We start from the raw sequence: 15,759 nt of genomic DNA on the forward strand, positions 1-15,759 counted from the left end.
CTGGTAGGTCAGCTCCTCACTGCGGAACAGGAAGCCCGCGGCGACCGCGCCCGCGTTGCCGCCCGCACCGACGATACCGGCGACCGCGCCGAGTGCCTTGCGATTGACGAAGGGCACGATACCGAAGGTCGCGCCTTCCGCCATCTGCACGAAGAGGCTGAAGACCAGCATGATGCCGATGGCCACCGCGAGGGTTTCCATCTGGGCGAAGCCGACCAGCGCCACGCCTTCACACAGCAGCGCGATGAACAGCCAGCGCACGCGGCCCTTGAGGCCGGACTGGCGGGCGAAGAGATCAGAAAACACGCCGCCCAGGGTGCGGGCGAACAGGTTCATCAGGCCGAACAGCCCTGCGATGAGACCGGCGGTGGCGAGGTCGAGATCGAAGTGATCGAAGAAGTAGATGGCGGCGACGTTGTTGATGGTCAGCTCGACCCCGAAGCAGGCGCCATAGACGAGGAACAGGGCCCAGACGCGGATGTCGCGTGCTGCCGCGCCGAAGGTGGCGCGCATGCTGTATTCCTTCTCGGCCTTGGGCAGCTCACCGCGCTCACGCAGCTCGCTGAAGTTGCCGTCCGGCGCATCCTGGGTGAAGAAGTAGTAGGCGATACCGGTCAGGAACAGCACGATGCCCGGCACGACCATCGCCAGACGCCAGCCCAGGGTCTGCTCGACGCCCAGCATCAGCAGGCCGGCCATCACCAGCGGCATCAGCATCTGGGTGGTGCCGCCGCCCAGGTTGCCCCAGCCCGCGGTGGTGGCGTTGGCGGTGCCGACCACGTTGGGGCCGAACATCACGGAGGTGTGGTACTGGGTGATGACGAAGGAGGCGCCGATGGCACCGATGGCCAGGCGGGCCAGGAAGAAGGATTCGAAGCTGTCGGCGAAGCCGATGCACATCACCGGCAGCGAGCCGAGGCACAGCAGCCAGGTGTAGGCCTTGCGTGGCCCGATGCGATCACACAGCACGCCGATGGCGAGACGCACGATCACCGTGATGGCGACGGAGGCGATGATGGTGTTGCCGATCTGGGTCTTGGTCAGGCCGAGGTCGTCACGCACCACGGCCATCAGCGGCGCGATGCCGAACCAGCCGAAGAAGCAGACGTGGAAGGCGAACCACGACATGTGGAAGGCGCGCATTTGCGGGGTGTTGAAGCTGAACAGCCGGATGCGGCTGGCCTTGTTGCGGATATCCATGAGTGGGCTCCTGATTCAGCGTCGGTGCCGGGCACGAAGTCAGGTGTGCTCGGCGAGTGGTCGAACGGCTGTGAATGAACGACAGCAAGGGCGCCTCGTCATTGAGGGGCCTGGTTCGACGCACTCGTACTCCGAAGAGCCTGGTCCACGTCATGGATAGCGATGGCAGCAGTCGGTGATGCCATGGTTGCCGGCAGCAGAGCGTCTGTGCGGCAAGTGACAGGAACAAAGCAAGTAGCGCGCCAGTTGCGGGGGTGTGGGCGGGACAAGTCCCAGAAGATCAATGGCTTGGCGAGGGCAATAGGTTGGCATGCGCAGGCGGTGCCCCGGGCTGGGTGCGCGCTCGATGCGCGCTGGCGGTGCGTCATCGAGGCGCGAGGTACCAGTCTGGCGCACGCGAATGGCGCTGGGAGGGTCGGGCAGGCGCGTGCCTCATTGCAGTGCAGCGACGCTTTCGGCTCGGCCGCTCTGAAGGCCCTTGGCCGCAGGGTTGCACCAGATTGCGGCACGAATCCTGCTTGGGTGTACGGCAAGTCTCATGCCCGACCCAAGGAAACCTGACATGCCCGTGACCGTGCTGATCGTCGATGTCCGCAGTGAGCGCTCCGCCGCGCTGGAGCAGGCGCTATTGAGCGCCGGCTTCGAGGTGGCGCTGCGCGTTGACGAGCACGAGGACCTGCACGCGCTGGTCGAGCAGCATCAGCCCGATGCGGTGATCATCGACGCCGACCTGCCCAGCCGCGACACCCTGGAGCATCTCGGCCAGCTGGGGCGACGCTATCCCAAGCCGATGATCATGCTGGCCAGTGAAGATGCCCCGGACCTCGTGCGTGAGGCGGCCGGCGCCGGTGTCTCGGCCTATGTGGTGGACCACGTCATGCCAGCGATGGTGCGCAGCATGGTCGAGGTCGCCATCACCAGCTTCGAGGCGCACCGTGCGCTCAAGGGGGAGCTCAACCGTACCCAGACCACATTGGTGCAGCGGCGCAGCGTCGATCGTGCCAAGGCCGTGGTGATGGAGACGCGTGGGCTCAGTGAAGATGCCGCCTACCAATACCTGCGCAAGACCGCCATGAACCGGCGCCTGGCCCTGCATGAGCTGGCCGATGAGCTGCTCAAGGCCGCGCGTCGGCGCTGAGCCGGTCGCCGTACTGTCCTTCTCTCTCGATCGTTCAAGAGGTGTGCGTGATGCCCACAGATGTACCCCTGAATGGCCATCAGCTGACGCTGGGCCTGATGCCACTCAATGATGCCGCGCCCTTCGTGGTCGCTGAGCAGTTGGGGCTTTTCCGCGAGGAGGGGCTGGCGGTGACACTCAAGTGGCAACCCTCGTGGGCGGCGTTGCGTGATGACCTGCAGACCGGTGTGCTGCAGGGTGCGCAGATGCTGGCGCTGATGCCGCTGACCTCGACTCTGGGCCTGGATGGCCGCGCCACGCCGGTGATCAGTGCCATGACGCTCAATCTGGGCGGCAACTCCATCACGCTGTCGCGCGCGCTGATGGCCACCCTCGGCGAGGACGGCCACGACCTATCCAGTCCGTTGCAGGTCGCGAAGGCGCTGGCGGCGCATGTGCGCGAGCGCAAGCAGCGCGGTGAGCCGCTGCTCAAGCTGGCCAGCGTGCACCCGTTCTCCTCGCACCGTTATCTGTTGCGTTACTGGCTGGCGGCGGGCGGCATCAATCCGGACCGCGACGTCGAGATGCGCGCCGTGGCGCCGCCGCTGATGGCGGCGCAGCTGGCCAGCGGTGCGCTGGATGGCTTCTGTGTCGGTGAGCCCTGGAACAGCCTGGCGGCGGCGCAGGGCATGGGGCAGGTGGTGGCGGGCAGTCACGATATCTGGCGCTTCGGGCAGGAAAAGGTGCTGGGCGTGCGCGAGGACTGGGCGGAGCAGCATCCGCTGGCGCATCAGGCGCTGATTCGCGCGCTGCTCAATGCCTGCGCCTGGCTGGACCGCCCCGGCAATCGGGCCAGAGCCGCCGAGTGGCTGCACGACGAGGGCATGCCGGAGGTGCCGATGAGCGTGGTGACGCGCGGGCTGGAAGACGTCGATGTCGAGCAGTCGGTGGACGACTTCCAGCAGCACAATCCCGGCTGGACCATCTTCCATCGCTATGCGGCCAACTTCCCGTGGCGTTCCCAGACCCGCTGGTACATCGCCCAGATGCAGCGCTGGGGGCATCTGCAGGGCTTCAATGACGAGGATCTCGAGGCGACGCTGACACGCTGTGTGCGCCCGGACCTCTACCGCACGGCGGCCCGCAAGCTGGGCATGGTGGTGCCGGTGGCGGATGAGCGCAGTGAAGGCACGCATCCGGCACCCTGGTGGCTGAGCGGCGAGGCAGGCCAGGTGCCGATGCCGGCGGATGGCTTCATCGATGGCGCGGTCTTCGAATGATGTCGCAGGCGCGGTTCTTGCCGATCCGCGCTGGCGCGGGATTGCACAGCACTTGCAGAGTCGCCATCTCCTTTGCCGGATGACAGGGCAAACCTGACGGCTCAGACATGTTGGCAGTGCGGTTGTGATATTCTCATCGCACTGCCAGCACCGCGTCAGGGGATCGCATGACCACTCGCAAGTCTCAGATTCGCAAGGATAATGTCGGCCGCATCCTGCTCGCCGCCGAAAAGATCTTCGCTCTCAAGGGCTATGTCGGCGCCAGCATGGTCGATATTGCCGCCGAGGTAGAGCTGCCCAAGTCCAATTTGCATTACTACTTCAGCACCAAGGAAGCGCTGTATCGCGCGGTGCTCGATGGCCTGTTGGCGCTGTGGAAGGAAGATGCGCTGTGCTTCGAGGCCTACGACGACCCGCAGCTGGTGCTCTCCACCTACATTCGCGCCAAGATGATGCACTCGCGCCAGCGCCCCTATGGCTCCAAGGTGTGGGCCAGCGAGATCATGCAGGGTGCGCCGGTGCTGGGCGAAGAGCTGACGGTGTGGCTCGACGAGTGGGCCGAGATGAAGAAGTCACGCCTGCGCCAGTGGATCGGCGAGGGCCGCATCGACAACGTCGATGCCTCCGCCTACCTGTACATGATCTGGGCCAGCACCCAGCACTATGCCGACTTCGATCATCAGATCGCGGTGCTCAATCAGGGCAAGGCGCTGAGTGATCGGGAATTCGAGCAGGCGGTGCAGAACGTGACGCGGGTGCTGCTGAAGGGGGTCGGTTTGTCCGCCTGAGTCAGCAGGTGACTTCATGGTTTTATTGTCCTTAAGCTAATTATGGTCATCATTGGTGGGCCATAAAGCCAATCAAAAAGGGGCTGCCATTGCTGGCAGCCCCTTTTCCATTCTCATCTATTGCTAGCTGTTTCCCGGGATCAGAGGAGCACCTGACGATCAGGCCGCGCGATGCGGATTGCGTGGGTCCTCCATCCAGTTCATGTACGGCTTGCCGGTGTCCTGCACTTCCATGGTGATGCAGTCCTCGACCGGGCAGGTGATCTCGCACAGGTTGCAGCCTACGCAGTCGGCGTCCTTCACCTCATAGCGGGCGGTGCCGTTGTCCTTGGCCAGATGCATGATGGCCTGGTGCGAGGTGTCCTCGCAGGCGATGTAGCAGCGTCCGCAGCCGATGCACTTGTCCTGGTCGATGCGGGCGATCACCTGATAGTTCATGTCCAGCTGCTTCCAGTCGGTGGTGTTGGGCACCGCCGCGCGCGAGAACTCGTCGATACGCTGATAGCCCTTGCTGTCCATCCAGCGCCCCAGGCCGTCCTTCATCTCCTCGACGATGCGGAAGCCGTGCAGCATCGCCGCCGTGCACACCTGCACGCTGCCCGCGCCGAGGGCGATGAATTCCGCGGCATCCTCCCAGTTGGAGATGCCGCCGATGCCGGAAATCGGCAGGTTGGCGGTTTCCGGCGTGCGCGCTATCTCGGCCACCATGTTCAGCGCGATGGGCTTCACGGCGCTGCCGCAATAGCCGCCGTGGGTGCTGCGGTCACCGACGATGGGATGCGCGACCATGCGGTCGAGATCCAGATGGGTGATGGAGTTGATGGTGTTGATCAGCGAGACGGCATCGGCGCCGCCACGCCAGGCGGCCTTGGCCGGTTCACGCACGTCGGTGATGTTGGGGGTCAGTTTGACGATCACCGGCAGCGAGCTGTAGGTCTTGCACCAGCGCGTGACCTGCTCGACATACTCCGGCACCTGGCCCACCGCCGCGCCCATGCCGCGTTCCGGCATGCCGTGGGGGCAGCCGAAGTTGAGTTCGATGCCGTCACAGCCGGTGGCCTCGACCTGCGGCAGGATGGTCTTCCAGGCCTCTTCCTCGCACGGCACCATCAGCGAGACGATCAGCGCGCGGTCCGGCCAGTCCTTCTTGACCTGGGTGATCTCGCGCAGGTTGATCTCCAGCGAGCGGTCGGTGATCAGCTCGATGTTGTTGAAGCCGCTGACCTCGCCATTCGGGCCATAGTGCGCCGAGTAGCGGGAGGAGACGTTCACCGCCGCCGGGTCTTCACCCAGCGTCTTCCAGACCACACCACCCCAGCCGGCCTCGAAGGCGCGCACCACGTTGTAGGCCTTGTCGGTGGGCGGAGCGCTGGCCAGCCAGAAGGGGTTGGGGGCGCGGATGCCGGCGAAGTTGACCGACAGATCGGCCTTGTAGCTGGCGACGTGATCGCCGCTTGATCCAGCACCTGCCGGGTGGGCGTTGTCGTCATTGAGCGGGGTATGAATGGTCATCAGGCGGCCTCCACCTTGAGCATCAGATCGTGATGGATGGCCTCGGCGGCCAGCTTGCCGTGGGCGACGGCTTGAACGGTCAGGTCCTGCCCGCGGGCGATGCAGTCACCGCCGGCATAGACGCCGGGCAGACTGGTGCGCAGCATCTCGTCCACCTCTATCTTGGCCCCCTCGCGGGCCAGCCCTGCGGCATGCGCATCGCTCAGGCTCGCGTCATCGAAGCCCTGACCGATGGCGGTGAAGACCCCATCGCAGGCCAGCGTGAAGATCTCGCCGGTATCGACGAGGCGGCCATCCTCGACCCGCGTGCGCGCGAACTGCATCGCGCTGAGCGCGGCGTCATCACCTTCTTCGCTTCTACCACTATCGTTTGCCACATCGATCGCCAGCGGGCGCGCCCAGGTGTGGATCATCACGCCATTGGCGCGCGCGATTTCCTGCTCGTGATGGGTGGCGGACATCTGCTCCTCGCCACGCCGGTAGACCAGATCCACTGTCTGCGCGCCGAGGCGCCTGGCCTGCACCGCGATATCGATGGCGGTGTTGCCGGCGCCGATCACCACGGCGTGCCTGGGCACCGCCAGGGCGTTCAGTTCGCCACTCTGGCGCAGCACCTTGATGAAGTCGGTGGCCGCCATCAGGCCGCTGGCATCTTCGCCGGTCAGGCCGAGGGCATGGCTGGTGCCAAGGCCGAGGCCCAGGAAGACGCTGTCGAATTCGCGTGTCAGGGAGGCCAGTGCCAGGTTGTCGCCGAGGCGCTGGCCGTGGCGGATCTCGATGCCGCCGATCTCGAGCAGGAATTCGACCTCGCGGGCGGCGAAGTCATCGGTCAGCTTGTAGCGGGCGATGCCGTATTCGTTGAGACCGCCGGCCTTTTCCTCGGCCTCGAAGATCACCACGTCGTGGCCGAAACGTGCCAGGCGATGGGCGCAGGAAAGCCCGGCTGGCCCGGCGCCGACCACGGCGATACGCCGGCCGGTGCTGGCGCCACGCGTGAATGGATGGGCTTCGAACTGGGCGTTGTCCAGCGCATGTCGCTGCAGCAGGCCGATCAGCACCGGCTGGCACTCATCGCCCTGATTGCGCACGCAGGACTGCTCGCAGAGGATCTCGGTGGGGCAGACGCGGGCGCAGCTGCCACCGAGGATATTGGCATCCAGAATCTCGCTGGCGGCGCCTTCGAGATTGTCATCGTGGATACGGCGAATGAAGGTCGGGATGTCGATGCTGGTCGGGCAGGCCTTGATGCAAGGTGCATCGTAGCAGTACAGACAGCGCGAGCTCTCGATGAAGGCCTGGCGCTTGCTGAGCGCCGGATGCAGGTCTGTGAAACGCGCACTCAGCGCCTCTTCCGCGAGCCCGCTCGGGGCCCAGTGGGAAGGAGTGGAGGATGTGGTCACGGTGTGGCTCCTGCCCGCGCTCAGGCGCGGGGTCGTTGTTGTTGGTCTTGCAGGCGAGTCGGGTTGCGCTTCTTGACTGGCAGCGGCTTGTTTGGAAGTGCTAAGGGACCGGCAGCGCGTCAGGTGCGCCGCCAGGCCGTCGTTCAGCCGTGTCGTACTGGTCTCAGCCGTTCGTACTGGTCTCAGGTGGGCCGTTCGCCGACCGTCAGCTGCGATCCACGGCGCTGACGACGTTGCTCTCGGCGCGGGCCTTGAGCTGGTCGAACACGCTGGGGTAGGCCGGACGCTCGACATACTGGCCGTGACCGCGCTTGGCATGCAGTTCGCCATCGCGCCATGCCCAGTCGCCGCGGCTGATGGTGTGGCGCGGAATGCCCTTGACGGTGCGGCCTTCGAAGATGTTGAAGTCGATGTTCTGGTGGTGGGTCTTGGCCGAGATGGTGCGTTCGGCGTTGGGGTCCCAGACCACGATGTCGGCGTCGCTGCCGACGCGGATCGCGCCCTTGCGCGGATAGAGATTGAAGATCTTGGCGGCATTGGTGGAGGTCAGGCCGACGAAGTCCTCGGCGGAGAAGCGCCCGGTGTTGACGCCTTCGTGCCACAGCATCGCCATGCGGTCCTCGACCCCGGCGGTGCCGTTGGGAATCTTCGAGAAGTCGTCCTTGCCCATCTCCTTCTGCTCGGCGCAGAAACAGCAGTGATCGGTGGCGGTGGTCTGCAGGTCTCCGGACTGGATGCCGCCCCACAGCGCCTGGCGGTGCTCCAGCGAGCGGAACGGCGGGCTCATCACGTGGCCGGCCGCGAATTCCCAGCTCTTGTTCTGATAGACCTCTTCATCGATCAGCAGATGGCCTGCCAGCACCTCGCCGTAGACCGGCTGACCGTGCTCGCGGGCGTAGCGGATCTCCTCCAGCGCATCGGCGGTGGAGACGTGGACCAGATACACCGGCGTGCCCAGGGTGCCGGCGATGCGGATGGCGCGGCTGGCGGCCTCGCCCTCGACCTGCGGCGGGCGTGACAGCGGATGCGCCTCCGGGCCGGTGATGCCGTCGGCCAGCAGCTTCTGCTGCAGGTGATAGACCAGCTCGCCGTTCTCGGCATGCACGGTGGGAATCGCGCCCAGCTCCAGGCAGCGCGCGAAGCTCGAGACGAGGGTGTCGTCCGGCGCCATGATGGCGTTCTTGTAGGCCATGAAGTGCTTGAAGCTGTTGACGCCGTAATCGGCGACCAGCGTCGCCATGTCCTGGCTGACGCTCTCGTCCCACCAGGTGACGGCGACGTGGAAGCTGTAGTCGCAGCACGACTTCTCGGCCCATTCGCGCCAGGTGTGATAGGCCTCCATCAGCGGTTGCTGCGGGGAGGGGATCACGAAATCGATGATCATGGTGGTGCCGCCGGCCAGCGCCGCGGCGGTGCCGGTCTGGAAGTCCTCGCTGGCCACGGTGCCCATGAAGGGCAGCTGCATGTGGGTGTGCGGGTCGATGCCGCCGGGCATCACCAGACAGCCGCTGGCGTCGATCACTTCGCAGTCGTCCGGTACGTCCAGGTCGGTGCCGATGGCGGTGATGGTCTCGCCGTCACACAGCACATCGGCGGTGTAGCGCTCTTCGTGGGTCTGGATGCTGCCGCCCTTGATCAGGATTGCCATGAGTCTCTCCCGGCCGCATCGCGCGGCCTTGTCCGGCATTGAGTGTCAGGTCGTCTTGTTGTTGTCGTGCGGGTCGTCAGTCCGTCACTCGCCATCGGTGAGGCGGGTATAGGCGTCCGGGCGACGGTCGCGGAAGAACTGCCAGTTGTTGCGCACCTCGCGCACCATCGCCATGTCGAGGTCGTGGATCAGCAGCTCATCCTCGGTGGCGCTGGCCTGGGCTTCGATCTGGCCACGCGGATTCACGAAGTAGGAGGAGCCGTAGAACTCGCCGATATCCCAGGGCTGTTCATGGCCGACGCGGTTGATGGCGGCGATGTAGCAGCCATTGGCGGCGGCGGAGGCGGGTTGCTCCAGCTCCCACAGATATTGGGAGAGGCCCGCGACGGTGGCGGAGGGGTTGAAGATGATCTCGGCGCCATTGAGCGCCAGCGCACGCCAGCCTTCCGGGAAGTGGCGGTCGTAGCAGATGTAGACGCCGATGCGCCCGTAGGCGGTGTCGAAGACCGGCCAGTCGGACTTGCCCGGCTTGAAGAAGAATTTCTCCCAGAAGCCCGCCACCTGCGGGATGTGGGTCTTGTGATACTTGCCCAGATAGCTGCCGTCGGCATCGATGACGGCGGCGGTGTTGTAGTACACCCCCGGCTGCACTTCCTCGTAGATGGGCACGATGATCACCATCTGATGCTTCTTCGCGTACTGCTGCATCAGGGTGACGGTGGGGCCGTCGGGCACGCGCTCGGCGGCGGCATACCACTTGGCATCCTGGCTCGGGCAGAAATAGGGCTGATTGAAGACTTCCTGGAAGCACAGGATCTTGACGCCTGCCTCACCGGCCTGGTCGATCAGCGGCAGGTGGGCCTCGTTCATGGCATCGCGGATCTGCGCGGGCTCGAGGTCGGTGGAGACGTTGAGTCCCATCTGGATGACGGCGCAGCGCAGCTTGCCGGCATCCTCGGTATAGGAGATGCGGGAATCGTTCGACATGTCTTCCTCATCGGGCGCTTGGCGCCGGTTGTTGTTGTCTTCAATGAGTGCTGGTGGGCTGAACGGGTGGGCAGGGATAGCGCGAAATGGCCCCAGGAAAATCACGCCGCCTGCCTGGCAAGTCTGCATGCCGCTGGCAGGCGTCATGGGTCAGGAAAGGTCCGATTTAAATCCTGTCTCACCAGTCAGCTTAATGAACATTAGACAGTGTTCCCGCGTTCGGCAAGATGAAGTGTCAAATAAAGTCTTGTGGATTTATCTTGTTGTTATCAAAGAGTTTTTATCCCAGAAAAGACCATGTTTCACCATTGTGGTGCCTGGAGAATCAGCGTGGTTCACGTGATTTTCAAGGGAAAAGGCGATGCACAACAGTGGCTTGTGATTGTTTGCGGGGACATTTCGCAAGACCGCCTTGCACCAGCTTGGAACCTGACCATACTGACAGTTGGCGCGAACACGGCTTGTCGCCACCTGACAGGCGTCATGCATGAAAATACGCGCCATTGCATCTCAAGTTGTCTTGCAAGACAGGTTTGATTTGTCGGCAATAATCCGGCCGGCGGCATGCGATTTGCCACAGGGTTTTGCACACGAACTGCCCAAGGTGTTTCTTCTACACGGCCTGCCACAGATTCGTCTGCCGCAGAATCTTCTGCATCAGAATCTTCTGCATGCAGTGCCGAATGAAGTGTGCCTGATGAAGTGTGCCGAACGGGGAGGAGCGAAGAGGAGTCAGGAAAGCGACGGAGAAGGTGAGGAAGACAGGAAACGACAAGTGACACAAGGCAAGCGCAGTGCATCACCCTCAACAATAACAACAGCTGAACAGGTGAGGACTCATGGCCCCGACACAGACGCGCTCGCACATGGTGCGCAGCAATGAGGAAATGATCGAGCTGGTGGTGGCACAGGATGTCGCCCGCAGCCCGCGTTACAACGAGGATATCGCGCCGACCAAGAGTGCCGAGCGCACCTGGTCGCGCTGGAACATCGCCGCACTGTGGGTCGGCATGTCGATCTGCGTGCCGACCTATACCCTGGGTGGCGTCCTGACCGCCTACTTCGGCCTGAGCGTCGGCGAGGCGCTGTTCACGATTCTGGTCGCCAACCTGGTGGTACTGATTCCGCTGACTCTCAATGCCTTCCCCGGCACGCGCTTCGGGATTCCCTTCCCGGTGGTACTGCGCTCCTCCTTCGGCATCATCGGCTCCAACGTGCCATGCATGATTCGCGCGGTGGTCGCCTGTGGCTGGTTCGGTATCCAGACGATGTTCGGCGGGCTGGCGATCCACCTGCTGCTGTCGAGCCTCTCGGCCGACTGGAAGGCGCTGGGTGGGGTAGGCGAGGTCATCGGCTTCTTCGTGTTCTGGGCGCTAAACCTGTTCGTGGTGATTCGCGGCGCGGAATCCATCAAGTGGCTGGAGACGCTCTCCGCGCCCTTGCTGCTGGCGGTGGGTGTCGGCCTGATGGTGTGGGCGCTGCCGCATACCTCGATCAGCGAGCTGCTGGCCCAGCCGCCGAATCGTCCCGAAGGCGATGGCGTGGCCAGCTACTTCATGGCGGGCCTGACCGCGATGGTCGGCTTCTGGGCGACGCTGTCGCTGAACATTCCTGACTTCAGCCGTTACGCGAAGAGCCAGAAGGACCAGATCGTCGGTCAGATCATCGGCCTGCCGCTGACGATGTTCTTCTTCGCGGCGCTCGGCGTGGTGCTGACCGCGGCGTCCAGCTCGCTGGTGGGCGAGACCATCTCCGACCCGGTCAACCTGATCGGTCGTATCGACAGCCCCGGCTGGGTCGCCATCGCCATGGTGCTGATCATCATCGCGACGCTCTCCACCAATACCGCGGCCAACATCGTCTCGCCGACCAATGACTTCCAGAACATCGCGCCGAAATTGATCAACCAGACGCGCGGCGTGCTGCTGACCGGGCTGGTCGGGGTGCTGCTGATGGGCTTCGAGCTGATCAAGAAGATGGGCTGGATCGTCTCGGACGTGAGTCTCGAGAGCCTCTATTCCAACTGGCTGCTGGGCTATTCGAGCCTGCTGGGGCCGATCGCGGGGATCATGATCGTCGACTACTTCGTGATCCGTCGTCAGTCCTTTGATCTGCCGGCACTCTATCTGGATGGCAGCACCTATCCGGCCTTCAATCCGGCGGGCTTCATCGCCTTCTTCGTGCCGGTGGGACTGACGGTGATCAGCTTCTCGCAGCCCGGACTGTCCTGGTTCTACGACTACGGCTGGTTCACCGGCTCGCTGCTGGGCGCACTGGTCTACTTCGTTTCCAGCAAGCTGCTGGTCAAGGCGCCGCCGGTGCACCTGCCGGAGGCGGTGCCGGGCAGCGGAGCGCAACGCGCCTGACGCCGCTGGTGAACACGGTGAGTACAACGACAGACGGGCTGCCCATCGGCAGCCCGTCTATCGTTTGTCGTCTATCGTCTATCGTCTGTCGGGGGTGTCAGCCCGCGAGTCCGGGAATGCCGTGCTCGAAGCGCTCGACCATGAAGTCGACGAACTGGCGCACCTTGGGCGAGAGGTGACGATGGCGGGGATAGACGATCCACACCCCGGTATCGCGCACCTGGTACTCATTGAGCACCGAGATCAGCTTGCCGCTGGCCAGGTGGGGCGCGACGTAATAGTCGGGAATCTGGGCAAGGCCAAGGCCCTTGAGCGTGGCGTCCAATAGCGCCGGACCGGAGTTGGCCTGCCAGCTGCCGGTGATGCGCACCTCACGACGCTGGCCCTCGACCTCGAACAGCCACTCGCGCTTGGAGCCGGCCAGACAGCGGTGGCTGGAGAGCTCGGCCAGCGTGTGCGGGCGCGGCGCCTGCTGGAAGTAGTCATGCGAGGCGACGACGAATTCGCGGCGGTCCACCAGCCGCCTTGCGATCAGCGAGGAGTCCTTGAGCACGCCCATGCGGATGGCGACGTCGAAGCCCTCGTCGATCAGTTCCACCGGACGGTTGGTGAAGTGCATCTGCACTTCCAGTTGCGGGTGCAGCAGCTGGAAGTCGTTGACCAGCGGCGCGACGTAGCGCTCGCCGAAGGTGGTGGCGCTGGTCAGCTTGAGCACGCCGCTGGGGCGGGCATGAAAGTCACCGATGGCCTGTTCGGCGGCGCGGAAGCCATCGAAGAGGTGATGGCAGTGCTCGAAATACACCTGTCCGGCATCGGTGAGACGCGTCTGACGGGTGGTGCGGTAGAGCAACTGGGTATCGAGCTGGGCTTCCAGCTGGCTGATCAGACGACTGACATGTGAGCTGGACACCCCGAGATGACGGGCGGCACCGGAAAATGAGCCGATTCTGACGACTTCCACGAAGGCTTCGATACGGTCCCAGCGCTGCATGCTGGCTCCTCTTTCATTGTTGTTGAGTGGCAATAATCATCTGAGTGCCGACGGCTTAATCCCACCCGCATGACTGCGTAGACTGTGTTCCATGCCAAGCCCGCAAGGATGAACCGCAAGGACGAGCCCAGTGCCTGTCGCGTGGGGAGTCCCTCGGGCGACTCATCCATGCAACCTGTCAGGTGCTGCTACCTTTCAGGGTGGCCTCCGTGGTGATCGTCACCACACCAGGGGGCATGAGATTGGCAGCCAGTTTACCGCTATTGATGCTCACTAGGAGAGATTCATGAAATCACGTGCTGCGATTGCGCTGGAAGCCGGCAAGCCGCTGGAACTGGTCGAGATCGATGTCGAAGGGCCGAAGGCCGGTGAGGTGCTGGTACGCATCGTCAATACCGCCGTCTGTCACACCGATGCGTTCACCCTGTCCGGCGCAGACCCGGAAGGCCTGTTCCCGTCCGTACTGGGCCACGAAGGCGCCGGTATCGTCGAGGAAGTGGGCGAGGGCGTGACTGGCCTGGTGCCGGGCGACCACGTCATTCCGCTCTATACCGCGGAATGCGGCAAGTGCAAGTTCTGCCTCTCCGGCAAGACCAACCTGTGCAGCGCCGTGCGTGCCACCCAGGGTCGCGGCCTGATGCCGGACGGCACCTCGCGCTTCTCCCTCGATGGCAAGATGCTGCACCACTACATGGGCACCTCTACCTTCTCCGAATACACCGTGGTGCCGGAAGTCTCGCTGGCCAAGGTGTCCAAGGAAGCGCCGCTGGACAAGATCTGCCTGCTGGGCTGTGGCGTCACCACCGGTATCGGCGCGGTGATGAACACCGCCAAGGTCGAGCCGGGCTCTACCGTCGCCATCTTCGGCCTCGGTGCCATCGGTCTGGCCGCCATCCAGGGCGCGGTGATGGCCAAGGCGTCGCGCATCATCGCCATCGACATCAATGAAGACAAGTTCGACCTGGCCCGCAAGTTCGGCGCCACCGACTTCGTCAACCCGAGCAAGCTGTCCGTGCCGGTCCAGGAAGCCATCGTCGACATGACCGACGGCGGCGTCGACTACTCCTTCGAGTGCATCGGCAACGTCAATGTCATGCGTGCGGCGCTCGAATGCGCGCACAAGGGCTGGGGCGAATCCATCATCATCGGCGTCGCCGGTGCCGGTGAAGAGATCTCCACCCGTCCGTTCCAGCTGGTGACCGGGCGCGTCTGGAAAGGCTCCGCCTTCGGTGGCGTCAAGGGCCGTACCGAACTGCCGGGCTACGTCGACCGTTATATGGACGGCGCGATCAATCTGGACGACTTCATCACTCACCAGATGCCGTTCGAGAAGATCAACGAATCCTTCGATCTGCTGCACGAAGGCAAGTCGATCCGTACCGTGCTGAGCTTCTGATCCGGGGCTGAACTGCCGCCGGGCAACACGGAAGCACCTGTTGCCCGGTGAGGTCTGGAACGCGAAACGGCGTCGGCTTGCCGACGCCGTTTTCATGGGCGATATCACAAGGGAGAGCATGATGACCGCGACCGAACAACTCGAGCTGGTCAGCGCCAACAAGGTGCATGGCGGCTGGCTCAAGCGTTACCGTCACCGCAGCGGCAGCCTGGATTGCGACATGGTGTTCGCCATCTATCTGCCGCCCCAGGCCGAACAGGGCCCGGTGCCGATGCTGTGGTGGCTGTCGGGGCTGACCTGCACCGACGAGAACTTCATGCAGAAGGCCGGCGCGCAGAAGAAGGCGGCGGAGCTGGGCATCGCCCTGATCTGCCCGGACACCAGTCCGCGCGGCGTCAATCTGGACGGCGAAGACGACAGCTACGACTTCGGCAGTGGCGCAGGCTTCTACGTCAATGCCACCCGCGAGCCGTGGGCGCGTCATTACCGCATGTATGACTACGTCACCGAGGAGCTGCCGGCGCTCGTCAAGCGTCACTTCCCGGTGGATGGCGAGCGTGAGTCGATCTCCGGTCACTCCATGGGCGGCCACGGCGCGCTGATCTGCGCGCTGAAGAATCCGGGCCGCTATCGTTCGGTCTCGGCCTTCGCGCCGATCGTCAATCCTATGGCCTGCCCGTGGGGCGAGAAAGCCTTCAGCGGCTATCTCGGCGATGACCGCGCCCAGTGGGCGCAGTGGGACACCTGCGAGCTGGTCAAGCAGGCGAGCAAGAGCGGCGCCGCGCGTCAGGAGCTGTTCGTCGAGCAGGGCGAGAGTGATCAGTTCCTCGAGGAGCAGCTCAAGCCGGAGCGCCTGGAGGCGGTCTGCGCCGAGCTGGATCACCCGCTGATCCTGCGTCGCCAGCCGGGCTACGACCACAGCTACTTCTTCATGGCCAGCTTCATCGATGAGCATCTTGCCTACCACGCGAAACACCTCCTTTGAGGTGTGAGTGTGGTAGCTGGTAGAGATGAATAGACACGCGAAACACCTCCTTTGAGGTGTGAGTGTGGTCGCCGGTAGAAATGAAAAGG

At 63.9% G+C, this 15,759-nt stretch carries 13 protein-coding genes; 7 read left to right on the forward strand and 6 right to left on the reverse strand.

Annotated elements, in window-relative coordinates:
• A partial coding sequence (locus tag AC4FAH_RS03835; protein WP_490245654.1) for a NarK family nitrate/nitrite MFS transporter occupies nucleotides 1-1,200 on the reverse strand: 1,200 nt, incomplete at its 3' end.
• A 562-nt stretch (nucleotides 1,201-1,762) separates the two neighbouring features.
• On the opposite strand from AC4FAH_RS03835, the gene AC4FAH_RS03840 reads away from it, so the two are divergent.
• From AC4FAH_RS03840 to AC4FAH_RS03850, 3 genes are all read left to right on the forward strand, one after another.
• Nucleotides 1,763-2,338 carry an ANTAR domain-containing response regulator gene (locus tag AC4FAH_RS03840; protein ID WP_054555320.1) on the forward strand — a complete coding sequence of 192 codons (576 nt, stop codon included), beginning with the start codon at nucleotides 1,763-1,765 and terminating at the stop codon, nucleotides 2,336-2,338.
• Nucleotides 2,339-2,388: 50 nt separating this feature from the next.
• Nucleotides 2,389-3,597 (forward strand): CmpA/NrtA family ABC transporter substrate-binding protein, encoded by a 1,209-nt coding sequence (locus AC4FAH_RS03845; protein ID WP_286988941.1) that lies wholly within the window; start codon nucleotides 2,389-2,391, stop codon nucleotides 3,595-3,597.
• Between the two features lie 167 nt (nucleotides 3,598-3,764).
• Nucleotides 3,765-4,385, forward strand: coding sequence for a TetR/AcrR family transcriptional regulator (locus tag AC4FAH_RS03850; RefSeq protein WP_043333730.1), 621 nt, complete (start codon nucleotides 3,765-3,767; stop codon nucleotides 4,383-4,385).
• A 159-nt stretch (nucleotides 4,386-4,544) separates the two neighbouring features.
• On the opposite strand, the gene preA is transcribed toward AC4FAH_RS03850, so the two are convergent.
• The 4 genes from preA to AC4FAH_RS03870 all read right to left on the reverse strand — a co-directional run bounded on the left by preA (nucleotide 4,545) and on the right by AC4FAH_RS03870 (nucleotide 9,932).
• Nucleotides 4,545-5,897, reverse strand: coding sequence for an NAD-dependent dihydropyrimidine dehydrogenase subunit PreA (gene preA, locus AC4FAH_RS03855; RefSeq protein ID WP_175090170.1), 1,353 nt, complete (start codon nucleotides 5,895-5,897; stop codon nucleotides 4,545-4,547).
• Nucleotides 5,897-7,297 (reverse strand): NAD(P)-dependent oxidoreductase, encoded by a 1,401-nt coding sequence (locus AC4FAH_RS03860; RefSeq protein ID WP_287024470.1) that lies wholly within the window; start codon nucleotides 7,295-7,297, stop codon nucleotides 5,897-5,899. The genes preA and AC4FAH_RS03860 overlap by 1 nt, the downstream gene beginning before the upstream one ends.
• A gap of 205 nt (nucleotides 7,298-7,502) precedes the next feature.
• Nucleotides 7,503-8,945, reverse strand: a complete 1,443-nt coding sequence (gene hydA / locus AC4FAH_RS03865; protein ID WP_043333732.1) for a dihydropyrimidinase — start codon at nucleotides 8,943-8,945, stop codon at nucleotides 7,503-7,505.
• Nucleotides 8,946-9,029: 84 nt separating this feature from the next.
• The gene (locus AC4FAH_RS03870) at nucleotides 9,030-9,932 is read right to left on the reverse strand and encodes a nitrilase-related carbon-nitrogen hydrolase (protein ID WP_052384559.1); all 903 of its coding nucleotides are present in this window, start codon (nucleotides 9,930-9,932) and stop codon (nucleotides 9,030-9,032) included.
• 487 nt (nucleotides 9,933-10,419) lie between these two features.
• Here AC4FAH_RS03870 and AC4FAH_RS03875 point away from each other — a divergent pair, with 487 nt between their 5' ends.
• Together AC4FAH_RS03875 and AC4FAH_RS03880 are read left to right on the forward strand one after the other, a co-directional pair.
• Nucleotides 10,420-10,815, forward strand: coding sequence for a hypothetical protein (locus tag AC4FAH_RS03875; RefSeq protein ID WP_286988938.1), 396 nt, complete (start codon nucleotides 10,420-10,422; stop codon nucleotides 10,813-10,815).
• The gene (locus AC4FAH_RS03880) at nucleotides 10,772-12,298 is read left to right on the forward strand and encodes an NCS1 family nucleobase:cation symporter-1 (RefSeq protein ID WP_175090173.1); all 1,527 of its coding nucleotides are present in this window, start codon (nucleotides 10,772-10,774) and stop codon (nucleotides 12,296-12,298) included. The genes AC4FAH_RS03875 and AC4FAH_RS03880 overlap by 44 nt, the downstream gene beginning before the upstream one ends.
• Nucleotides 12,299-12,395: 97 nt before the next feature.
• Here the strand turns inward: AC4FAH_RS03880 and AC4FAH_RS03885 are convergent, their stop codons facing one another.
• The gene (locus tag AC4FAH_RS03885) at nucleotides 12,396-13,289 is read right to left on the reverse strand and encodes a LysR family transcriptional regulator (protein WP_286988936.1); all 894 of its coding nucleotides are present in this window, start codon (nucleotides 13,287-13,289) and stop codon (nucleotides 12,396-12,398) included.
• Nucleotides 13,290-13,575: 286 nt separating this feature from the next.
• Here AC4FAH_RS03885 and AC4FAH_RS03890 point away from each other — a divergent pair, with 286 nt between their 5' ends.
• The gene (locus tag AC4FAH_RS03890) at nucleotides 13,576-14,685 is read left to right on the forward strand and encodes an S-(hydroxymethyl)glutathione dehydrogenase/class III alcohol dehydrogenase (RefSeq protein ID WP_175090175.1); all 1,110 of its coding nucleotides are present in this window, start codon (nucleotides 13,576-13,578) and stop codon (nucleotides 14,683-14,685) included.
• Nucleotides 14,686-14,806: 121 nt separating this feature from the next.
• A complete protein-coding gene (fghA, locus tag AC4FAH_RS03895) occupies nucleotides 14,807-15,670 on the forward strand; it encodes an S-formylglutathione hydrolase (RefSeq protein ID WP_490245655.1) in 864 nt (287 codons plus the stop codon).
• The last annotated feature ends 89 nt before the right edge of the window (nucleotides 15,671-15,759 follow it).

Source organism: Cobetia sp., from assembly GCF_983723665.1.

Excerpts from the sequence above, each read along its gene's own strand:
- AC4FAH_RS03840 (WP_054555320.1), top strand. The coding sequence starts at position 1,763 with ATGCCCGTGACCGTGCTGATCGTCGATGTCCGCAGTGAGCGCTCCGCC.
- AC4FAH_RS03845 (WP_286988941.1), top strand. The coding sequence starts at position 2,389 with ATGCCCACAGATGTACCCCTGAATGGCCATCAGCTGACGCTGGGCCTG.
- AC4FAH_RS03850 (WP_043333730.1), top strand. The coding sequence starts at position 3,765 with ATGACCACTCGCAAGTCTCAGATTCGCAAGGATAATGTCGGCCGCATC.
- preA (WP_175090170.1), bottom strand. The coding sequence starts at position 5,897 with ATGACCATTCATACCCCGCTCAATGACGACAACGCCCACCCGGCAGGT.
- hydA (WP_043333732.1), bottom strand. The coding sequence starts at position 8,945 with ATGGCAATCCTGATCAAGGGCGGCAGCATCCAGACCCACGAAGAGCGC.
- AC4FAH_RS03870 (WP_052384559.1), bottom strand. The coding sequence starts at position 9,932 with ATGTCGAACGATTCCCGCATCTCCTATACCGAGGATGCCGGCAAGCTG.
- AC4FAH_RS03875 (WP_286988938.1), top strand. The coding sequence starts at position 10,420 with ATGAAAATACGCGCCATTGCATCTCAAGTTGTCTTGCAAGACAGGTTT.
- AC4FAH_RS03880 (WP_175090173.1), top strand. The coding sequence starts at position 10,772 with ATGGCCCCGACACAGACGCGCTCGCACATGGTGCGCAGCAATGAGGAA.
- AC4FAH_RS03885 (WP_286988936.1), bottom strand. The coding sequence starts at position 13,289 with ATGCAGCGCTGGGACCGTATCGAAGCCTTCGTGGAAGTCGTCAGAATC.
- AC4FAH_RS03890 (WP_175090175.1), top strand. The coding sequence starts at position 13,576 with ATGAAATCACGTGCTGCGATTGCGCTGGAAGCCGGCAAGCCGCTGGAA.
- fghA (WP_490245655.1), top strand. The coding sequence starts at position 14,807 with ATGACCGCGACCGAACAACTCGAGCTGGTCAGCGCCAACAAGGTGCAT.